The 21,232-nt window shown below is 70.4% G+C and carries 15 protein-coding genes; 11 read left to right on the top strand and 4 right to left on the bottom strand.

Going from position 1 to position 21,232, the window contains the following annotated elements:
• The first annotated feature begins 18 nt into the window (after positions 1-18).
• Genes IW248_RS33710 through IW248_RS12745 form a run of 4 tightly spaced genes read left to right on the top strand, consistent with a single transcriptional unit; the run spans position 19 to position 7,525 of the window.
• The gene (locus IW248_RS33710) at positions 19-1,482 is read left to right on the top strand and encodes a SagB/ThcOx family dehydrogenase (protein WP_196927168.1); all 1,464 of its coding nucleotides are present in this window, start codon (positions 19-21) and stop codon (positions 1,480-1,482) included.
• A complete protein-coding gene (locus IW248_RS12755) occupies positions 1,479-2,288 on the top strand; it encodes an HlyD family efflux transporter periplasmic adaptor subunit (RefSeq protein ID WP_196927167.1) in 810 nt (269 codons plus the stop codon). Before IW248_RS33710 ends, IW248_RS12755 begins: the two co-directional genes overlap by 4 nt.
• Positions 2,285-4,468, top strand: coding sequence for an NHLP family bacteriocin export ABC transporter peptidase/permease/ATPase subunit (locus tag IW248_RS12750; RefSeq protein ID WP_196927166.1), 2,184 nt, complete (start codon positions 2,285-2,287; stop codon positions 4,466-4,468). Before IW248_RS12755 ends, IW248_RS12750 begins: the two co-directional genes overlap by 4 nt.
• Positions 4,469-4,492: 24 nt before the next feature.
• Positions 4,493-7,525 carry an ATP-binding cassette domain-containing protein gene (locus IW248_RS12745; RefSeq protein WP_196927165.1) on the top strand — a complete coding sequence of 1,011 codons (3,033 nt, stop codon included), beginning with the start codon at positions 4,493-4,495 and terminating at the stop codon, positions 7,523-7,525.
• An 8-nt stretch (positions 7,526-7,533) separates the two neighbouring features.
• Here IW248_RS12745 and IW248_RS12740 read toward each other — a convergent pair whose 3' ends face one another.
• Positions 7,534-8,313 (bottom strand): MerR family transcriptional regulator, encoded by a 780-nt coding sequence (locus IW248_RS12740; protein ID WP_196927164.1) that lies wholly within the window; start codon positions 8,311-8,313, stop codon positions 7,534-7,536.
• A 323-nt stretch (positions 8,314-8,636) separates the two neighbouring features.
• Between IW248_RS12740 and IW248_RS12735 the strand changes: the two genes are divergently transcribed.
• The 5 genes from IW248_RS12735 (at position 8,637) to IW248_RS12715 (ending at position 14,237) form a co-directional block, all read left to right on the top strand.
• Positions 8,637-8,999 carry a hypothetical protein gene (locus IW248_RS12735; RefSeq protein WP_196927163.1) on the top strand — a complete coding sequence of 121 codons (363 nt, stop codon included), beginning with the start codon at positions 8,637-8,639 and terminating at the stop codon, positions 8,997-8,999.
• A 146-nt stretch (positions 9,000-9,145) separates the two neighbouring features.
• The gene (locus IW248_RS12730) at positions 9,146-9,520 is read left to right on the top strand and encodes a class IIb bacteriocin, lactobin A/cerein 7B family (RefSeq protein ID WP_088948968.1); all 375 of its coding nucleotides are present in this window, start codon (positions 9,146-9,148) and stop codon (positions 9,518-9,520) included.
• A 26-nt stretch (positions 9,521-9,546) separates the two neighbouring features.
• Entirely contained in the window at positions 9,547-10,713 is a 1,167-nt protein-coding gene (locus IW248_RS12725; protein WP_196927162.1) for a YcaO-like family protein, read from the top strand.
• The gene (locus IW248_RS12720) at positions 10,706-12,100 is read left to right on the top strand and encodes a TfuA-like protein (protein ID WP_196927161.1); all 1,395 of its coding nucleotides are present in this window, start codon (positions 10,706-10,708) and stop codon (positions 12,098-12,100) included. The genes IW248_RS12725 and IW248_RS12720 overlap by 8 nt, the downstream gene beginning before the upstream one ends.
• A 10-nt stretch (positions 12,101-12,110) precedes the next feature.
• Positions 12,111-14,237: a B12-binding domain-containing radical SAM protein gene (locus tag IW248_RS12715; RefSeq protein ID WP_196927160.1), complete on the top strand. Its 2,127-nt coding sequence runs from the start codon at positions 12,111-12,113 to the stop codon at positions 14,235-14,237.
• 88 nt (positions 14,238-14,325) lie between these two features.
• Here IW248_RS12715 and IW248_RS12710 read toward each other — a convergent pair whose 3' ends face one another.
• Positions 14,326-15,285, bottom strand: a complete 960-nt coding sequence (locus tag IW248_RS12710; protein ID WP_196927159.1) for an AraC family transcriptional regulator — start codon at positions 15,283-15,285, stop codon at positions 14,326-14,328.
• Between the two features lie 103 nt (positions 15,286-15,388).
• Here IW248_RS12710 and IW248_RS12705 point away from each other — a divergent pair, with 103 nt between their 5' ends.
• Positions 15,389-16,246: a Rossmann-fold NAD(P)-binding domain-containing protein gene (locus IW248_RS12705; protein WP_196927158.1), complete on the top strand. Its 858-nt coding sequence runs from the start codon at positions 15,389-15,391 to the stop codon at positions 16,244-16,246.
• A complete protein-coding gene (locus IW248_RS12700) occupies positions 16,243-16,746 on the top strand; it encodes an anthrone oxygenase family protein (protein WP_196927157.1) in 504 nt (167 codons plus the stop codon). The genes IW248_RS12705 and IW248_RS12700 overlap by 4 nt, the downstream gene beginning before the upstream one ends.
• A gap of 83 nt (positions 16,747-16,829) precedes the next feature.
• On the opposite strand, the gene IW248_RS12695 is transcribed toward IW248_RS12700, so the two are convergent.
• Both IW248_RS12695 and IW248_RS12690 read right to left on the bottom strand, forming a co-directional pair.
• A complete protein-coding gene (locus tag IW248_RS12695; protein ID WP_196927156.1) occupies positions 16,830-19,880 on the bottom strand; it encodes an immunoglobulin-like domain-containing protein in 3,051 nt (1,016 codons plus the stop codon).
• A gap of 48 nt (positions 19,881-19,928) precedes the next feature.
• Entirely contained in the window at positions 19,929-21,158 is a 1,230-nt protein-coding gene (locus IW248_RS12690) for a PucR family transcriptional regulator (protein ID WP_196927155.1), read from the bottom strand.
• Positions 21,159-21,232 lie beyond the last annotated feature (74 nt).

Here is a 21,232-nt window from a genome sequence, read left to right as displayed (position 1 = left end):
GGTCGGTCGGCGGTCGTCGTGAGCGGCTCCGTCGGCGGTCCGCCGATTCAGGAGTCGTACCGGCTGCGCCGTGACGCGGAGTTGCGGCTCGGCGAGGACGGCTCGCTGACGCTGAGGCAGACCCGCTTCCAGGTCACCCTGGAGCAACCGGGCATGGGCCGGCGGGCGCTGCTGCTGCGGCTCGCCGCCGACTGGGTCAACGACGTCGAGGTCGGCCGGCTGATCAGCGGCCTGGAGGGGGAGAACCGGGTGTTGCCCGCGCAGTTGCTGCTGCGCCGGTTGCTCGCCCACTCCTGGCTGGAGCGCCGCGTACAGGTCGACGATCGGCCGCTGCTCGACCTGGTGCCCACCGGCCTGGGCCGAGGCAGTCTGCCGGAGAGTCGTCCACACACGACCGGGGTCCGTTACCGGCTCTCCCGCTTCGCCGCCCTTCAGCACGAACGGGGCATGCTGGTGGCCGCATCACCGCTGAGCACCCTCGTTGTCGGCTGCGCCGACGCCGCCCTCGGCGCGGTACTGGCCGCCGCCGCGCCGGGCGTCGGACCCGAGTCGGTGGCCCGCACGCTCGGCGTGCCGCCGGAAGTCGCCGGACGGGTGCTCGACGAGCTGGCCACCGCCCGGATCCTGGTCACCGACGCCGAGTTCGAGGCGGAGTGCGACGACGCGCCGCTGGCCTACTGGTCGCCGGAGGAGCTGCGGCTGCACCACCGATCCCGGGCCGGCCGACACGCGCTGCCGGTGGGCGGGACCTACCGGATGCGGGGGAGCTTCGCCCCGCAACCGCTGCGCCGCCCGTACGACGGGGGCCGGCCGGTGGACTTGCCACTGCCGGACCTGGCGACGATCGCCAAGGCGGATCCCGCGTTCAGTCAGGTCGTCACTGACCGGCGCAGCGTGCGCGAACACGACGACGCGGCGCCGCTGCCGCTGGAGCGGCTGGCGGAGTTCCTGCACCGGTCGCAGCACACCAGCGCCGTCGGCGAGGCCGGCGGGCAGGAGATCGGCCACCGGCCCTACCCGGGCGGCGGCGGCGTCTACGAGCTGGAGATCTACCCACTGGTCGCGCGCTGCGCAGGGCTCGACCCCGGGCTCTACCACTACGACGCCGTCGGGCACCGGCTGGAGCCGGTCGCCGGCTGGGGACCGGCCGCGGACCGGCTGCTGGCGTACGCCCGAGCGGCCGGCGCCCTGCCTCGGCCGCCGCAGACGGTCCTGGTGGTCACCGCCCGGGTCCAGCGGCTCATGTGGAAGTACGAAGGGATGAGCTACGCCATGATTCTCAAGGACGCGGGTGTGCTGACCCAGCAGATGTATCTCGTCGCCACCGCCATGGGGCTGGCGCCCTGCGCCCTCGGCGCCGGGGACTCCCAGGCCTTCGCCGAGTTGTCCGGGCTCGACCCGCTGGTCGAGCCGAGCGTGGCCGACTTCCTGCTCGGCTCACACCGCGCCACCGGCCCGGCCGCGGCGGAGAGCCGGCCATGAAGTTCCGGCGGCAGGCTCTGCGCCAGTTGGAGGCGCCTGAGCAACTGGACCGGGCGGTCCGGCTGACCACAGTCCCGAATTGGCTGGCAACCACCGCGCTGGTCATCGTCGTCGTCGCCGCAGGTGTGTGGTCGGTGCGCACGGTGGTACCCCGGACCGTCGAGGCGGCCGGGGTGCTGATTCACTCGAACGGGATCTCGGCCCTCGACGCGCTCGACAGTGGGCAGGTCACCAAGGTGTGGGCGTCACCGCACCAGCGGGTGCCGAAGGGCACGCCCCTCTACAGCCTGCGCACGGCGGACGGCAAGGTGCGGGTGGAGACCGCGCCGGGTGACGCGTACGTCGTCGCCTGGCTGGTCTCGGAAGGCGAGATCGTCACCCCGGGCACGCACCTGGCCGACCTGGAACGGCTCGACACCGCCGGGGACGCGTTGCAGGCAGTCGTCTACGCCCCCGCCGTCGCCGCCCCGCTGCTGCAACCCGGTGTGACCGTCGAGGTGGCCGCCGCGGCCGCGCCGCGCAACGTGTTCGGCACCCTGGCCGGCCAGGTGACCACGGTCGGCGCCTTCCCGGAGACCGAGGCATCGCTGCGCGCCTTCCTGGGCACCGGGCCGGACGTCCGGCGGCTGCTCGCCCGCGGCAGCGTGGTGCGGGTGACTGTCGCCCTGGAGCCCGACCCGGCCGCCCCGGGCGGCCTGCGCTGGACCAAGTCTCCGCCGCCGTTCCAGCTCAACTCGGCCAGCGAGGTCACCGCCTGGTTCACAGTGGACCGGGAACACCCGATCGACTGGTTGCTGCGGCGATGAGCACGCCGACGACCGCCGTCAGCGGCACGCCGGAGCTGCCCAGGATCCGGCGTCGACGGGTCCGTACGCCCACCCTGATCCAGATGGAGGCGGTGGAGTGCGGTGCCGCCGCGCTGGGGATCCTGCTCGCGCACCACGGTCGGCACGTGCCCCTGGAGGAGTTGCGCCGGGTGTGCGGAGTGAGCCGGGACGGCTCCACCGCGGCCACAGTGCTCAAGGGTGCCCGCCGCTACGGCATGGTGGCCAAGGGTTTCCAGATGGACCTGGCCGGCCTGGCCACCGTGGCGTTGCCGGCGGTGCTGTTCTGGCGGTTCGAGCACTTCGTGGTGCTGGAAGGGCTCGGCCGCAAGGTCTTCATCAACGATCCGGCCACCGGTCCCCGTGCGGTGAGCTGGGAGGAGTTCGACGGGGCCTTCACCGGCATCGTGCTCACCATGGAGCCCGGCCCGCAGTTCCGGCCCGGCGGCACCCGCTACCGGCTGGTGCGAGCGCTGGCCGAGCGGTGGCGCGGCCCGGGCTCGGCGATCGCGCAGATGCTGCTGCTCGGCCTGCTGATCGCCGTGGTCGGTCTGACCATCCCGGTGATGGCCAAGGTCTTCGTCGACCGGGTGCTGTTGCAGGAGGATCGGGCCGCGTTCGCCGGCCTGGTGGCGGCGGTGGCGGTGGCCACCGTGCTGACCTTCCTGGCCAGCCTGCTTCAGCAACGCCTGACCGTACGCGCGGAGACGGCGCTCGCCCTCGCCAGCGCCGCCCGGTTCTTCCGACATCTGCTGCGGCTGCCGCCGACCTTCTTCGACCAGCGGCAGGCCGCCGACCTCAGCCAGCGGGTCCGCGGCAACGAGGTGGTCGCCGAGGTGCTTACCCGCCGGACCGCCACCACTGTCGTGGACACCGGCCTGGTGCTGGCGTACGGGGCTCTGCTCTGCCATTACGACCTGCTGCTCGGACTGTGTGCGGTGGTCCTCGCCGGGCTGAACGTCAGCGTGCTCCGCTATGTCGCCTCGACCCGGTCCACCGCTGTCGCCGGTCTTCAGGCGGACCGCAGCAAGCTGGTGACAACGGTGTACACCACCGTCCAGATGATTGAGACGGTGAAGGCCGGCGGCGAGGAGGAACGCGCCGTGGCCCGGTTCGCGGCGCGCCACGCCACCGTCGCCACCCGTCAGCAACGGCTGGGCGTGCCCACCGCGGTGCTCTCCGTCCTACCGGCGCTGCTCGCCTCGGGGACCACCGCGGTGCTGCTGGGGTTGGGCAGCCGGCAGGTCGTGGCGGAGGCGATGAGCGTCGGCGTGCTGGTCGGCATGCAGAGCCTGGCCGCCGCGATGAACCGCCCGCTGGGCAACCTGACCGCGCTGGGCTCGCGGTTGCAGGACATGAGCGCCGACCTCAACCGGCTGCGTGACGTGGAACGGTACCCACTGCCGTCGGCCCAGGACCGATCCGCCCGACCGATGACACCGATGGAGGGGCACCTGCGCATTGAGGAGGTCACGTTCGGCTACAACCCGTTGGGTCGTCCACTGCTGGAGAACTTCAGCCTTGACCTGCCGCCGGGTGCCCGGGTGGCGCTCGTCGGGCGCTCGGGCAGTGGCAAGTCGACGGTCGGCCGGCTGGTCGCCGGGCTCTACCGGCCCTGGACCGGACAGGTCACCGTGGACGGACTTGAGCGGGTCGCAGCCGACGACGGGCTCTGGGCAGCCACCGTCGCCATGGTGGACCAGGACCAACGGCTGTTCGAGGGGACGGTCCGGGACAACGTCACCATGTGGGACCTCACGGTCGCCGATGAGGACGTCGTCAGCGCGCTGGCCGACGCGTGCCTCTACGACGAGGTCGCGGCCCGTCCGGGTGGCCTCGGCAGTCCGGTGCGGGAGAACGCCCGCAACTTCTCCGGTGGGCAGCGGCAGCGGCTGGAAATCGCCCGAGCGCTCGTGCGCAATCCCCGGGTGCTGGTGCTGGACGAGGCCACCAGCGCGCTGGACGCCGAGACCGAGCGCCGGATCGACAGGCACCTGCGCCGGCGGGGGGCGACCTGCCTGATCGTGGCCCACCGCCTGTCCACCGTCCGCGACTGCGACCTGATCGTCGTGCTGGACGGCGGCCGGGAGGTGGAGCGCGGCACCCACGAGCAGTTGGTTTCCCAGGACGGGGCGTACGCGCGCCTGGTCCGGGACCACTGACCACGACGATCCGAGGAGACGCTGATGAGTGGCGTGGTGGAGGATCCCCCGGCCGGCGGCCTGATCGACTTCTGCTCGGACGGCGTACGCCAGGTTTGCCGCCTGGACGGCCCGGCGGCCAGCTGGCTGGTGACCGGAGGCGAGGCCGATCTGTTCGCGGTGCGCCGGGCCGGGATGAGCCCCTCGCGTCGTCACCATGTGGCCCGGCTGCCTGCGGGTGGCCTGGTGCCGACGTCCACAGCGATCGGTGCGTGGCGGTTGATCCTGGTGCCGCTACCCGGCACGGAGCTGCGCGGGCTGTCCCGGCGTCACCTTTCCCTGCTGGAGCGGCATGTTCGGCTCGGCCGCGTGGCGGACGACGGGGCGTCGCTGCGGGCACGGACTGCCGCGACGGAGCTGGTCGCGGCGGTTGACCTGGTGCTGGTCACCGTCGCCGACGCGCTGCGCCGCGGGCAGGCGCCCCGGGCGGCGTCCACCCTCCGCGGATGCGAGATCATTTCGCTGGCGCAGGGGAGCGCCCTCACCTCCACCGGCGGCGCGTGGTGGCTGCGCAGCGCCGGTGGACAACTGCGACGCAACGACGGTGGCCCGGCGGAGATGTCGGGGGAACGGGAGCTGCTGCTGGTCGCCGAGCGGGACTGGGTGGTGGCCGAGTCGCCGTGCGCGGTGGAGAGCCGCGGCAGCTGGGACCTGCTGGTCAACGGTCAGCTCCGGTCGGCCGTCGACCAGCATGTGGCCCGGCTGCTGCGGATGGTGGAGACGCGGATCGAGGAGGCCGACGCGGCGTTGCTGAGCGCCGTGCAGCGGCGCCGGGAGACCGACGCGGCGGTGCTCGCCGCGGCGGCCCGCCGGTCGATCGGGGTGATCGGCGCGGGCGGTGCGGTTCCGGTTCCCGACGGTGAGGCCGGCTTCGACCGGTATGGGCGGGCAGCCTCGGTGGTCCGGGTGGTCACCGAGGGGATGGGAACCCCGATCAACGAGCCGGCCGACCGCAGCCGCGCGCCGCTGGACGACCGGGCGGCGGTGCACGCGGTGACCCGAGCTTCCAGCCTGTTCTTGCGTGAGGTGCGGCTCCCGGACCGATGGTGGCGGCGGGACCTGGGGCCACTGGTGGGGTGGCGGGCCGGCGATGACCCGGAGCGCGCCGCCGCGGTGCCCCTGGTGTTCCGTCGAGGCCGCTACCACCACGTCGACCCGGACACCCGGGCGTACGGTCCGATCGACGCGACAGTGGCCGCGACGTTCGCTGCCGAGGCGACCGAGGTGCAGGCGCCGCTGCCGCCGACCGCTCGGATGCGCCACCTGCTGCGGGCCGGGCTGGTCGGTGCGTCCCGCGACGTGCGGGGTCTGCTGTTCGCCGCCACCTGCGTGGCACTGCTGGGCCTGGGCGTGCCGCTGGCCACCGGCGAGGTGCTCGGCCAACTGGCCCGGCGGGGCGAGGTGAACGGCCTTGGCGGCTTCCTCGCGCTGATGCTCAGCGCTGCGGTGGTCGCGGGGCTGGTGGGTGTGGTGCAGAACCTGCGTCTGCTGCGGTTGGACGGCCGGATGCAGTCCGGCGCGCAGCTGGCGATCTGGGACCGGCTGATGCGGCTACCGGCCCGGTTCTTCGCCGGTCGCAGCAGCGGTGAGATCGCCAACTCGATGTTGGGGATCTCGTTCGTCGGCGAGGCGCTGAGCGCGCTGCTGCCGCAGCTCGTCTCGGCGGCCGCGACCGTCGCGGTGACCCTCGGCATGCTCCTGGTGGTCGAGCCCGTGCTCGGGCTGTGGGGAGCGGGGATCGTCGCCGTCACCATGCTGACCTTCGGCGCGTTCGCCGTGCTGATCGTCCGTCAGCAACGGTCCGCGCTGCCGGCCGAGCACCGGGCGGCAGCGATGACCAACCAACTGCTCGGTGGCATCGTAAAGATCAAATTGGCGGCCGCCGAAACCCGTGCCCACGCACGCTGGTCGGAGGTCGCCGCGACGGCCCGAGCGGCGCTGCAACGGGTCCGGCAGAGTCAGGCGGGCCTGGTCGCCTTCGGCACCGTGCTGCCGGTCGCCGGCCAACTGGTCCTGTTCGCCGTGCTGATGGGGCCGCTGGCCGGCCGGGTCGCGCCGGCCGATTTCTTCATCCTCAACGTCGGTTTCGCGATGCTGCTCGGCGCGCTGCTGGTGCTGGTGTCGGCCGGGGTCGAAGTGATCGCGGCAGTGCCCAGGCTGGGCAGCCTGCGGGAGATCCTGCGCGCCGACCCCGAGGCGCGGCCGGACCGGGTGGACCCGGGCGAGTTGCGCGGCGAGATCGCGCTGCACCGGCTCACTTTCGCTTACCAGCCGGACGAGCCACCGGTGCTCATCGACATCGACCTGAGCGTCCGCCCGGGTGAGTTCGTCGCCATCGTCGGACCGAGTGGCTGCGGAAAATCCACACTGCTCCGGTTGCTGCTCGGCTTTGAACGCCAGCAGCAGGGCGCAGTGCTCTACGACGGCCAGGACCTCTCCGAACTCGACGTCCACGCGGTCCGCAGGCAGTGCGGAGTGGTCCTGCAGGATGGTCAGCTCTTCGCCGGCTCGGTACGCGACAACATCTGCGGCGCCGGCAGCTTTCCACTCGACCAGGTCTGGGAGGCGGCGCGGATGGCCGGCCTCGCCGATGACCTGGAGGCGCTGCCAATGGGGATGAGCACGATGGTGCCGTTCGGCGGCGGGACGCTCTCCGTCGGGCAGCGTCAGAGGGTGCTGATCGCCCGCGCGCTGGCCCCGCTACCCCGGATCATCTTCCTCGACGAGGCGACCAGCGCTCTGGACAACCGGACCCAGGAGGTGGTCAGCCGGAGCACCGCGGCCCTGGCCGCGACCCGGGTGGTCATCGCCCACCGGTTGTCCACCGTCCGTGCTGCGGACACCATCGTGGTCCTCGAAGCAGGGCGGATCGTCCAGCGGGGCAGCTTCGACGAGTTGATGGACCACCCTGAAGGGCTGTTCCATCGGTTGGCGCGGCGGCAACTGCTCACCGAACCGGAACGGTCCGACACCGTGCCGGAGAGCCGGCAGGCGGACGGGCAGCCCGCGACGACTTGACGGCCCGGTCAGCCGTTGTCGATGTCCGTGCTGTCCTCCAGGCACACGTCCGCGTCGAGGTGGTTCTCCAGCAGCTCGGCGACGTGCGCCTCCGACTGGTTCTCCACGGCGAGCCGGAACGCCTCGGTGAGCACGTTGACCACGCCCTGCGTCAGCAGGAGGGTTTCCCGGTCGAGATCGGCCCAGGACGACCGGGCGCCGCTGCGTACCAGCTCCGGAGCGAGGGTCAGCAGCCGGGCGGTGACGGCGGCGACCAGCTCGTCGGCCACCGGCCGGAGGCTGTCCAGCACCTCGCTGAGGGTCTGCAGTGCCGGCACCGTGCCCACCCGTACCCGATGCAGGTCCAGGGCGGCGCGCAGCGGACGTGGTCGGACGGTGCGGACGGTGCCGTCGGTGGTCCGGCCGATCACGCCGTGCCGGGTCAGCGCGTGGGCCAGCGCGGGACGGTCGGCGGTCAGGCGTTGCAGCATCGCGGTCAGTCCGTCGGGCGCCTCGTCACTGGCCCGGACCCCGAGCATCGCCTCGATGGACACCAGGTTGAAGCCCTGTCGTTGCAGGGCGAGGATCGCGTCCAGCCGGCGGACGTGAGAGTCGTCGTAGAGCGCGGCCCGACCGCGCCGCACCGGCGGGGGCAGCAGCCGTCGGGCCTGGTGTGCTCGGATGTTGCGCGGCGACATCCCCACCTTGCGGGCGAGCTCGTCCACGCTGTACCCGACCGGACCGCCCGGCGTCGTCGTCACCTCGTCGATGGTCACGGTGGCCTCCGGCAGCACTCGGTGACGGAACACGGCAACCCCGTCGAACCGCTGTCACGCTGTGCGGTCCGCCGATCGCAGCGTAGGTGTGGGCACCGGGCGGGTAAAAGGCGAGGAATTACTACTTGTCCACAGTGGTGACATTGATTAGGATCGCCGTCCGCCGAAAGTCGCTGATTCCCAATTACCCGGCTTTCGCCGTGGCGCGACCTTTTCGCGGCCACATTCGATGAAATTCCCGCTCTCCGGGCGGATCGGATCCACAGGTGACCCACGATGAAGCAAAACCGGCGGCCCGGAACCTCCCGCGCTGCCCGTCACCGCCACCGGCGGTCGACCACCGAAGGGAGCAGGGTATGACACCTGTCGATCGAGCGGTCTTCGTGGCCGCGTACAGCCGGCTGGTCGCCGACGTCTGGGCCGACCCGGTCAAGGAGCAGGCGCTCGACCGCGACCCACGCGGGTTCCTCGCCGGCTACGGGCTGCACCTGCCGGAGGATGTGCAGGTCCGGGTGGTGCGGGACATCGCCGACGCCGATCCGGACCTTGAGGTGCAGATCGAGTCCTGGCAGCAGGCGGGGACCACCGGCACCTTCGTGCTCTTCGTTCCGTCGCTGTTGCCGGTGGCCCAGGCGGAACTGGCCGAGGACGAACTGGACAGCGTCGTCGCCGGCCTGGACCCCAGCTGTGCCTGCTGCTGCCCGTGCTGCTGCACCTGACACCGAAGTCTGCCGCCCACTCGTCGGCGCGGCAGATTCTGATGGCACTCAGACGAAATCATTGATTGTCGAAGCTCGATCTTCGTAGCGTTCTCGCCACAGCGATCACCCCGTCTCGCAGCGACCCCCGAGGAAAGGACCGAACGATGAGCAACGACGAACAGGAATATGGCGCGAGGTTCGTGACCAAGTACTCGGAACTGGTCACCGCGGTATGGCGCAGCGACGAGGAACTGCAGCGCCTGCTCGCCGACCCGACCGGCTACGCGACCGCGGCCGGCCTGCCGGTCGCCCCCGGCGCCAGGGTCGAGGTCGACCGCGCCCAGCCCGCCACGCTCTACACCAAGGACCAGGTCGTCGCTGACTGGGCGGGCACGCCCGGCCTGCACGTGCTGCACGTGCCCGAGGTGCCGCTGGTCGACCTCAACGAGCTGACCGAGGCCGAGCTGGAGACGGTCGCCGGCGGCGTGGCCCCGATCGCCGACAACAACGTCAACATCATCGCCGTCCTCATCCTCTGAGTTCCCCACCCCCTCCGGGAGCCTCGATGACTGACACGACCGAGACCATTGCGTTCCGATCCGGCACCTACCGGACGGCCACCGTGGAGCAGACCTGGGAGCGGGTCGGTGGCATGCTCGACCGGTTCCGGATCACCCGGGTCGCCGACATCACCCGGCTCGACGAGATCGGCCTACCGGTGCACGTCGCCTACCGGCCGGTCGGAGCCACCATGGCGGTGAGCGTCGGCACCGGCGCCACCGCGACGCAGGCCCGGGTCAGCGCGGTCATGGAGAGCATCGAGTCCTGGCATGCCGAGAACCTCCGGCCGGGGACCGTCGTCCGGTCCCCGGCCGAGGCGCTCGACCTGTCGTACGACGTCCGGTGGCTGCACCTCGCGGAACGGTCACCCCTGACCCCTGCCGTCGAGCTCGACTGGGTGGCTGGCCGCGGGCTGGTGACCGGTGCGGATTGCCTGGTGCCCCGCGCCACCATCGAACTCGACTTCACCATCCGGCGTGGCTGGGACCGCGCCCTGTTCACACCCAGCAGCAACGGGCTGGCCACCGGGAACACCTTCGCCGAGGCCAGCCTGCACGCTCTGCTGGAGGTCGTCGAACGCGACTGCATCGCCCCGTACTGCACCTCACCGTTGACCGAGCGCATTTACGCCGACCCGGGCACCGCCACCAACGTGATGACCCGCACGGTGCACGAGGCGCTGGTGCGGGCCGGTTGCTGGGTGGAGGTCTGCGACATCACCAACGCGGTCGACGTACCCTGCTACGCCGCCTCGATCTGGTCGGAGGACCTGCCGGTCACCTTCGGCGGCTTCGGCTGCCACGTCGACCCGGAGATCGCCGTCGGTCGGGCCATGGCGGAGGCAGCGCAATCGCGGCTGGTCATGGTCTCCGGAGCCCGTGATGACATCGACGCCACCGCCTACCACGATGTCGGCGCACCGCCGGTGCCGCCTCCCACCGTCGACCGGCCCGTCCGGCCGGTCCGCCGGGATGCACCACCCGTGGGGGACGTGACCCAGGTGCTGCGCGAGCTGGCGTCGCGGGTGCAGCGGGTCACCGGCGTCGAGCCGTTCAGCGTCGACCTGACGCACGACGACATCGGCATTGCGGTGAGCAAGGTGTTCGCCCCCGGCCTGCGGATGTTCGACGAGCGGGCCCTGAGTACCCGACCGGGAGTGCCCCGTGACTGACGTCGTCTTCATAGGTCCGAGCCTGCCGCCCGACGAGGTCGGTCGGCTGCTGCCCGACGCGGTGGTGCTGCCGCCCGTCGCGCACGGCGACCTGCTCCGCCTGGACGTTGCCCCCGGCGACCGGGTCCTCGTCATCGACGGGTTCTTCCTGCAACACCCGCCGGTCCGCCACCGGGAGATCCTCGACCTGCTCGACCGTGGCGTGACCGTGGCCGGTGCTGCCAGCATGGGCGCGCTGCGCGCCGCCGAGCTGTGGCCGTTCGGAATGCGTGGCGTGGGCGAGGTATTCCAGCTCTACCGCGACGGGGTCGTCACGGGCGACGACGAGGTGGCCGTCGTGCACGGGCCAGCCGAGGAAGGCCACCGCGCCTTCAGCGTCCCGCTGGTGAACATCCGGGTCGCGCTGTGCCGCGCCGTCGCCGCCGGTGTGCTCAGCGACGCCGAGGCTGCGCTGCTGCTGGACATCGGCCGGGACCTGCCCTTCCGGCGGCGGTCGTACCAGGCGTTGGAACGCAGCGCGCCACCCGAGGCGGCGGCCGTGGTGAGCCGGTTCCTGACGTGGCACCGGCGGGACCCCTGCGACACCAAGGGCGCAGACGCACGGCTGCTGCTGTCAATGGCTGCGGACAACGCCCCCGAGCTGTGCCCGGCGCACGCCGGCGACCAGCCCCTCGACAACCTGCACACCCGCTTTCTCGACAGCTGGCGCGCACGGTTCGCCGGAGAGTCGGTCGGCGGGCACTGGGCCAGTGACCGGGAGGCCGCCGCGGTGCTGATGCTGCTGCATCCCGAGTCGGCGGCCTGGCACCGGAGGGGGGTGCTGGCCGGGCTGGCCGAGGTCGACATCGACGACCCGAGGGTCGAGGAGCGCGCCAACGAGGTGGCCCGCCGGCGAGGGCTGACCGGTGCGCCGCCGAGCGGGTGGGACTGGCTGACCGACCGGGAACGGAGTCTCGACGACCGCGAGGCGGTGCTGCGGGTGTTGGTGCGGGCGTTCGGCACCACGCCGTACCGCAGCTTGGCTCTGTGGATGGTCGCGACGCCGCTGCGTACCCCCGTGTTACTCACCGCGGCACGGCAGGTGGCGGCGACCGCGGCGTCGCTGAACGAGACGCTCGTCCCGCGTACGACGGGGCGTCGCCGCCCGGGTGCTCGGCTGCACTTCCGCACCGAGATCGTCGATGCGTGCTTCGCGAGGCTGTGGGGCTGTGCCGCCGACGGGCTGGAAGCGGCGGCGTGGGACCGGGGCTTCGTCGACCTTGCGGCGTTCCGGTACGCCGCCGAACCGTTTGTCGCGTACGTCAAGGCGTTCGGTGCCCCGCGACTGCCCGCGGTGAGCATGCGCACGCAGGACACCCTGGCCGGTTCCGCGGCCCGGGTCGGCTGAGGAGGAGTCGATGAGCGGCACGGTGAAGGCAGCACTGATCTACCCCCCGCTGACCGATCCCACCTCGGGATACCACTCCCTGAACTACCTCGATTCGTACGCCCGGGCACAGGGGCACCAGCCGGCGGAGATCATCGACGCCAACATCGAGGCGTTCCACCACTCGTACACGCCGTCGGCGCACGACTGGCTTCGGCGCGAGCTGTCCCGGCTCTCGATCGACGACCTCAGCGGCCCGGACGCGCTGATGGCCCGGGCGAACCAGCTCGGCCTGCCCGACCCCGATCCGGAGCGGCTGCGCCGGTCGATCGGGGTGCTGCAGGATCCGACCCTGTTCTACGACTACCGGCACTACCAGGACGCCGTCGAGGGCGTGATCTCCTGGATGGACGCCCTCGGCACGGTCGGGTTCCCCGGGCAGTTCCACGCCGGCTTCCGGCTCCACCCACCGCCGATGATATCGATCGGCTCGGTGGCCGCGCTGACGGACGAGGCGCTGCTCGCCCGGCTCAACCGACCCTTCCTGCCGTACTACGAGGACGTGCTGATCCCGCGGCTGGCCGCTGGCGGGCACCAGGTGATCGGCATCAGCGCCACCTACCAGTGGCAGCTGCCGTTCGCGCTCTGGATCGCCCGACTCGTCCGGCAGGCCTGCCCGGACGTCTTCCTCATCGCAGGTGGCACGGAGATCTCCGACGTCTGGAAGTGCGCCAGCAAACCCGAGTACGTCTTCCAGGTGCTGGCCGACTTCGACGCGATAGTGGTCGGGGAGGGGGAAAGCGCGTACACGGAGATCCTGGACGCGGTGCAGACCGGCACCCTGCCGGCCGGGCACCCCAACGTCCGGCTGCACCCCAAGTACGGCCGCCAGCGTCAACTGCCCCTGCGCTATGAACGCCTGGCGCAGGTGCCGGTCCCGGACTTCTCCGGTCTGCCCTGGGACCTCTACCTCAGCCCGGAGCGGTTCGTCTACTATTCGCCGACCCGAGGCTGCTACTGGAACAAGTGCACGTTCTGCGACTACGGACTGAACACCGACGGTCCCACCAGCCCATGGCGGCAGGACACGGTGAGCACCATGATCGCGGACGTCACCGAACTGTCGAAGTTCGCCAAGTTCATCTACTTCTCGGTCGATGTGCTCGCTCCCGCGACCATCCTGCGCTTCGCCGAGCAGGTCGTCGAGCGAGGTCTGGACTTCCGCTGGGGTGCCGAGATCCGGCTGGAGAAGTACTGGTCGGACGAGCGCTGCGACTTGCTGAGGCGCAGCGGCTGCGTGGCCATCTCAGTCGGCTTCGAGTCCGGTAACCAGCGCGTCCTCGATCTGATCGACAAGGGTACGAAGCCGGAGCAGGCACGACGCACCATGATGGCGATGACCAAGGCGAACATTGGTGTGCAGATGATGGGCTTCACTGGTTTCCCCACCGAGACCCGCGAAGAGGCACTGGACAGCGTCAATTTCCTGCGTGACAACCCGGACCTGTGGACCCTCGGCGGGCTCGGCGACTTCATGCTGACGCCGGGCGCCATCGTCGCCAAGGAGCCGGACCGGTTCGGCATCACCAACGTGCGGCCGGTGGAGGGATCGGACATCGTCCGGATGCTCAAGTACGACGAGCCGGTCACCGAGGCCGCGCAGGCCGAGGTCGCCCAGGCCAAGGCCGGCCTGAACCCCGGGCACTACCACCGTCCGTGGCTGGGCGCCACCGACACCCCGCACACGTTCTTCTACCACGACCGGTACGGCACCGCGGTACGCGGCCTCCTCGCCCACGACCGGGTACGCCACGACACCGACGACCAGACCGAGTTCCTCGCCAACGGCGCCTTCGTGGATCGCGACGACGAGCAGGTCTGGGACGCGTACCGGCGAATCCGATCCGACGAGCAGGAAGGCGTCCCCGGCGACCTGCCGGCGGACCGGCACCTGTTCCGCCGGGTCGACGGTCAGGTGTTCGCACTCAACCGCAGCAGCCGGCTGTTCCTGGATCTCTTCAGCGCGCCGCTCACCCTCGCCGAGGCGCAGCGTCGGCTCTGGATCGTCGAACCGACTGTCGCGGACCGGGTCTGGCGAACCTTCATCGGGCAGCGGCTGATCCGCAGGCATCGGCTCCCGGCCGATCCGGCGCGGTGACCCGACTGCCAGGCGGGGCACGAGCAACAGTTCGACCGGAGGACAGGCCACGATGAGGAACGGATGCCCACGGCCAGCCTCGGCACTGTCATCCCAGTGGAGTGAGGTCGGGCGACCTGATGGCCTGCCGGTGTTCGGCCGGGCTGAGACCGCGTACCCGTTTGAAGGCCGCGCTGAGTGCGAATGAGCTGCCGTAGCCGACCTGGCGGGCCACCGCGCCGACGGTGGCGTCCGGTTCGCGCAACAGGTCGGCGGCCAGCGCGAGCCGCCAGTTGGTGAGGTACGCCATCGGAGGCTCGCCGACCAGTTCGGTGAACCGGCGGGCCAGCACCGCCCGCGAGATACCGCTGCCGGCCGCCAGGGTGGCCACCGTCCAGGGCTTTGCCGGGTGGTCATGCAGCAGTCGCAACGCCCTGCCGACCACCGGATCGCCGTGCGCTCGGTACCAGGCGGGCGCCGCCGCCTCCGGCCGGGAGAACCAGGCCCGAAGTACGGCGATGAGCAGTAGGTCGAGCAGCCGGTCCAGGACCACATCCTGCCCCGGCTCGTCCTTGGTCATCTCGTCGCCGAGCAACGGGATGAGCGGGCTGTCCAGTGCTCCGGCCGGCAGCACCAGGAGATGGGGCAGGACCCTCAGCAGCCGTTGGCTGACCTCGCCCTGCAACTGGTACGTGCCACTGAGCAGCACCGCCTTCCCGTCAGCGCGTTCGCCCCAAGTCCGGATACCCAGGTCCATCACTTCGCACAACTCGTCCCCGGTGGGCGTGGTGCTGTGCTCACCGGGATGGATCACTGCCTGCGGGGCCGTGGCCGGGTCGTCGGCGATCGTGTACGGCTCCGGGCCGCGGATGATCGCGACATCGCCGGGGCGTAGCGGCACCGGAGCACCGCGGTCCGGCACCACCCACGCCGTACCGCGCAGCATGGTGACCAGGGTGAGGGGCGCGCGATCCTGGATCCGTACCGACCAGGGCGGGTCGAACACCGACCGAATCAGGAACGCGCCGCGCGCCCTCGGCCCGTCCAGCAGCCCCGCGAGCGCATCCATGCGCTCAGGTTAGCCCCGTGACGTGGGCGGTCGAGACGCCGGGACATGCGATCGAGAGTCTCGCCCATTCCCGGTGTGCTCGCCCTCGACTTGACTGGTCGGCATGACGAAGACCGTTGATGAGCAGCCAATCCTCGTACTGGGCGGCACCGGCAAGACCGGCCGCCGGGTGGTGGACCGGCTGTCCAAACTCAACCGGCCGGTACGGGTCGGCTCCCGCTCCGGCGAGCCGCCGTTCGACTGGACCGACCAGCGCACCTGGGCACCCGTACTGGACGGGGTTTCGTCGGTCTACCTGGTGTACTACCCGGACCTGGTCGCGCCGGACGCCCTCGCGACGATCCGCTCGTTCACCGAACAGGCGGTGTCCGGCGGGATCGATCGCTTGGTTCTGCTTTCCGGCCGGGGCGAGGAGGAGGCCAAACTCAGCGAGCGGGTGGTCCAGGACTCCGGAGTGGCCTGGACGATAGTGCGGGCGAGCTGGTTCAGTCAGAACTTCAGCGAGGACTTCCTGACCGAATCGATACGCGGCGGCGAGGTCATCCTCCCGGCCGGGAACGTGCCGGAGCCGTTCGTCGACGCCCTCGACATCGCCGACATCGTGGTCGCGGCGCTGACCGACGATGGGCACGCGGGGCAGCTCTACGAGGTGACCGGCCCGCGGCTTCTCACCTTCGCCGAGGCGACCTCGGAGATCGGCAACGCGCTCGGGCGGAAGATCCGCTACCGATCGGTATCGCCCGAGGAGTACGCCGCCGTGCTGGCCGGGTACGACGTGCCGGCGGAGCTCGCGGCGGTGCTGACCGAGCTGTTCGGCAAGGTGTTGGACGGCCGCAATGCGCAGCTCGCCGATGGTGTGCAACGGGCGCTGGGCCGCATGCCGCGCGACTTCACCGACTATGCCCGGGAAGCCGCCGCCGCTGGTGCATGGGACACGTCATCTGATGGAGACTGGGCATGAACGCCAACCTGGCTGCCTGGTCGGCGGCGGTGACCCTGGTGGTGACGGGTGCGATCACCGGCGTCTACTACGCCTTTTCGGTGGCGGTGATGCCCGGTCTGAACGCCGCCGACGCCGGCACCGCGATCCGGGCCATGACGAGCATCAACCAGAGGATTCAGAATCCGCTGTTCTTCGTCACGTTCTTCGGCCCGCTCGTCGCCGCCACGGTGACCGGTGTGTTCCTGTTGATCCTCGGGAGGCGGTCGGCGGGTGTGCTGTTCCTGGTGGCCGCAGGGGTGTACCTGGTGGGCGCGTTCATCCCTACGGTGCTCGTCAACGTGCCGATGAACGAGACGCTCGACGCCACCGGCGTGCCGGCCGATCCTGCGGAGGCGACCCGGGTGTGGGCTTCCTACTCGTCCGCCTGGACGTGGTGGAACTCGGTACGCGCCGGTGCCAGCCTGATCAGCCTGTTGCTGGCTGGTCTCGGGGTCTACCTCGCGGGCACGTCCCGATGACGTGCCGTGCAGTAGCGAGCGGGCGAGATCATTAGATCTCGCCCGCTCCTCCTTGTGGCGAGTCTCAGCACGCCTCGGGGTGCCTATGCTGGCTTCCGCACCGTCAACTTCTGGTAGGTGGCGGCGTGGGGCTGGTAGGTCGGGTTGCCGGAGTAGGCAACGTGGACCTGGTAGGCCCCGGGCTGCAGATCGGCGGTTTGCAGTTCGACGATGGCCTTACCGGCCGCCAGTGGCACGACTTGCACCGTGCCGCCGAAGGTGACGGTGACCTCGCCGGTCGGGGTCGGAGCGTGCGGCTTCGGCCTGCCCGCCGGCCCAACAGTCACGTTCAACCTGAACGTGTCCCCGCGCACAACCGACGCCGGCTTGGCCTTCGCCTGGACCTTGACGGCGGCCGGGCCCGAGGGCACCTCGAACGACGCCGTACCTTCCGACGCCTTCAGGTAGTCGAAGCCGAGGTACTCGGCCTTCACCGTCCGGGCACCGGCGGGCAGACCCGTCGGCAACGTGACGGTGGCCTTGCCGTCGCTCAGGTGGACGAGCTTCGACCACGAGCCGATGCTGAACCGCACCTGACCGCCGGTCTCGAACCCGTCAGCTGCCGTGACTGTCACGGTGGCACTGGTCGTCGGGGCCCCGCTCGCGTAGGGCTCGACGGCCACCTCGGTGGTGGTCGTGACGTCGCTGTTCGGGTTCCCGCGGATGTCGTTCCACTCGCGGATGGTCAGCGGGATCACGGTGCCGTGACGCGGACGGACGACACCCGCGTTGGTCATCGTGATCGCCTTGGCGTTCCACGTCGGAGCCTCGATGTTCTCGTGGCACGCGGCCTGGTATCCCCCACCGTTCGTGTACCGGTCGCCCCAGAGGTAGAACTGGCCGGGGCAGGAGGTGTCACCGGGGTTGGCCTTGAAGATGACCGGTCCCTCGTACCCCTGGTTGGCGACCCATGTCGTGCGCCCCAGAGCCGGCGCGACCAACGTCCAGTTGTTGATGTTGCTGTCCAGGAAGTCGGTGTGCTTCTCCGAGAAGATGTCCGAGCCCTGGTTGCCGGCCTCGTTCTTGGTCACCCGGTAGTAGTGGTCACCGACCCGGATCGCGGTCGTGTCGATCCGCGACAGCGGGGCCGGGTTCTGCCAGACCTGGGGAGCGGAGAACGTCTGAAAGTCCCGCGTTGTGGCGTACCACATCTGCGCGTTCCCCTGACCGGTGCGGGTCACCGGGTCGCTCCACAGCGACTGGGCCCAGAACACGACGTAGGCGCCGATCTCCTCGACCCATAGCGACTCTGGTGCGAAGGCGTTGCCCGCGTTGTCGGGCGCGATCTTCACGTGCCGCTGAGGGGTCCAGTTCACAAGATCGTGCGACTCGAACACCTCGATGTGTTGGGTGTCGTTGATGGCGTATCCACCCTGGTCGTACCAGTTCAGGTCCGTGGCGATCATGTAGAACGTGTCGCCGTCGGGTGAGCGGACGATGTGCGGGTCCCGAAGCCCCTGGTCGCCCAGTTGGGAGATGAGTGACGGCCGACCTCCGGTCAGACCGGTCCAGTCCAGAGCGGTGTTTCCGTTGGATGTGGCGAACATGATCTGCTCGCCGTCGGCAATTCCCTCGCCCTTGAAGTACCCCATGAAGTACCGCTCGTGATCCTCGGAACGTGGCATGGCGGTGATGGTCACCGGGAACGACTTCTTCCGCGAGGCCGTACCCTTGGTGATGGTCGCCGTCAGGGTGGCGGCAACATCCTTATGGCCGAAGGCCGGGCGGCTGACCTCACCCGTCGGGGTGACGAGGCCGGTGGTCGATTTCCAGGTGATCGTGGATCCGAACTCGCCCTTCGCAGCGAGGTCGAGGTTTCCGCGTACGTCGTCGGTGGCGTCCAGGGTCAGGTCGAAGGCGTCACGGTCGACCGCCTGCGCATCGTCGAACTCGGCCTTCACCACAACGGGGATCTCCCGGGTGGTGACCTCCTCGGCACCCTTGCGGACAGTCGCCGTGAGCATGACTGTCGCGTCGGGCTGCCCCTGCGCGGGCCGGGTGATCCTGCCGGTCACCGCAACCTTGCGTGCGCTGGCGAGGGCCGGCGGGGTGTAGACCTCGACGACCGACGGGTCCGAACTACTCCAGGTGATGGCCGAGCCCGCCACGGAACCCACCTTGGGCAGAACGACATCTCGTACGACCGCACTGGTCAGGCCGAGGTCGATGGCCGCGGCGTCGGCGCGTACGCCGTCGGAGACAGTCTTCTCTGCCAGGAGGACTGTCTCGTCGAGACTCACTGCCCGGTCGTACACGCGGAAGTCCCGCAATGTTCCGCGGAACGAGTAGTGGCCCGACGTCTGCGAGCGACCGAGGAAGTTGCAGTTGGTCCCCGCAGCGTTCACCGACGGCGCCGTGGTCAGGTTCGTCGACGTCGCGTGCAGCACGCCGTCGAGGTAGAGGCTGCCGGTCCAGCTCGTTCCGTTCGGGTTCAGTGACTGGGTGTAGGTGACATGAGTCCACGCTCCCTCAAGCATGCGGACCCGGTTCTGCTGGAGGTTCGCCGGACCCACAGCGACGCGGAACCGTTGGGTGTTCGACGCGAAGATGGAGCCCTCGGCGCCGGTGTCGACGTCGCACGAGCCGGACTTGCGGCCAAGACTCCACATCTGGTGCTCGCCGACGTTCGCCGGGTCGACCCACACGTCATAGTCGACGGTGAGGTTGGACATGCCGGCGGTAATGTCGTTCGGCAGCGCCACGTATGCGCCGTCGAGGGCGCTCTCGTAGGAGTCGGGGTTGAACCTGACCCCTTCGCCGGTCAAGGCTGCCTTCTCGGGATTCACGAGCGTGGCGTTCGCCGCCGCTCCCGCGCTACCCGAGTTGACCAATGTCGTCCCACTGGTCTCGTCGAGGGCGAAGCGATGCACCAGACCATCGTTGAGCTGATCCCCGGCGGCGTGCGCGGGCGTCACCGCGAACGAGACCGAAAGAAGCGCACCCAGTGCCAGGACCGCGACACCTCTACCCTGCGGAATCAGCCCGCGGCGTGGCCTTCGCTGTCGCAGTCTCAATTGATCCTCCTTGACGGGGTGGTGTTCTTTCTCAAGTGGACGGGTCTTGTTGACGCTAACTACGGGGTGCTGCCGGGTCAACGCAGCGCGTTGCAGCCAGGGACCACGGCGCCTGCCTGGCCAGCGGTGTCACGCCGCTCGGTAGTGGCCGTTGAGCCGACCGAGCTTCATGGCCAGGTGCAGGCACAGCCGTTCGTTGCCGTCCTTGAGGTCGGTCCCGGCGAGCTGCTCCACCCGCTGCAGCCGGTAGTAGAGGGTGGTCCGGTGCAGTCGAAGCTTCTCGGCGGTGGCGTGCGCGTTGCCCGCCAGGTCGAGGTAGGCCTCCAGGGTCTCCAGCAGCACCTGGTGGGCGTCGTCGCGCAGCAGCCGCTCCAGCCCGGGATGGACGCCCGCGACGTCGAGGTGCTGGCTGTCCAGTTGGGAGAGCACCCGGTAGATGCCGAGTCCGGCCCAGGAGACCACCCGGCCCAGCGCGGGCAGTTGCGTACCGACCCGGGCGGCCTGCGCGGCCTCCTGGTAGGACTCGACCGCGTTCGACAGCCCGGCGCGAGGCTGGCCGATCCCGGTCACGGTCCGGTCCACCGAGGCCAGCCCCCGGGTCGCGGTGCCCAGCGCTTCGGTGAGGTGCCCGGCGGAGGCTTCCGGCGAGGGGCGGCCGGCGATCCGGTCGCCGCAGACCAGCAGCACCCCGTGGTCGTGCCAGACGAGGTGCAGCGTCTCCCGTACTCCGATCCACCGGCGGGTGGTGACCAGGGCTTGTTCCAGGGCGATCCGGGCCACCTCGTCGGGTTGCCGCCCGGCGGCCGGCACGAGCTGGGCGACCAGGGCGACCGTCGACCCGTCGGCGACCACGACGCCCTCCTCCAGCAGCGCCCGCGCCGCGTGCTCGCGCGCCTGCCGGCTCTCCACCAGGAGGGCGCGGGTAGCTTCGGTCTCCCGCTGTGAGGCGAGCTCACCGAGCAGGTTCTCCCGGTACAGGGCCAGTGACAGGTCGGTGAAGGGGCCGGTCGCGGTGGCGATGTCGGCGTCGGTCATCGAACCGTCCGCGTCGATGAACCAGACGAACCCGAGCAGCAGGTCGTCGTGCCGGATCGGCACGCACACCCTCGCCAGCAGGTCCAGCTCGGCGCACGCGGGGGTGCGGACCGGCGCGTGCGCCGTGAGCACACCCATGCCTCGGAACCAGGCGATCACCTCCGGCGTCGTCTGCCGGCGCAGGATCGACGTCCGGCGGACGTCGTCCATCGGACCGTCGTGCTCGCTGTAGGCGACCACCCGCTGTCGCCGGTCCTCGATGAGGGCGGGTCGCCCCACCCGGGCGGCGACGGCGTCGACGATTCGCTGGAGCTCACCGTGCATATATCTCCCCTGGTTGCGCTGCGTGACAGGGATCGCGCGACCGCCAGTCCTTACCCTCCGGTGCGGGTGGGGCA

Source organism: Micromonospora ureilytica (assembly GCF_015751765.1).
In the GTDB taxonomy this organism is placed as follows: domain Bacteria; phylum Actinomycetota; class Actinomycetes; order Mycobacteriales; family Micromonosporaceae; genus Micromonospora; species Micromonospora ureilytica.
This window is presented reverse-complemented; position numbering and strand designations above follow the sequence as displayed.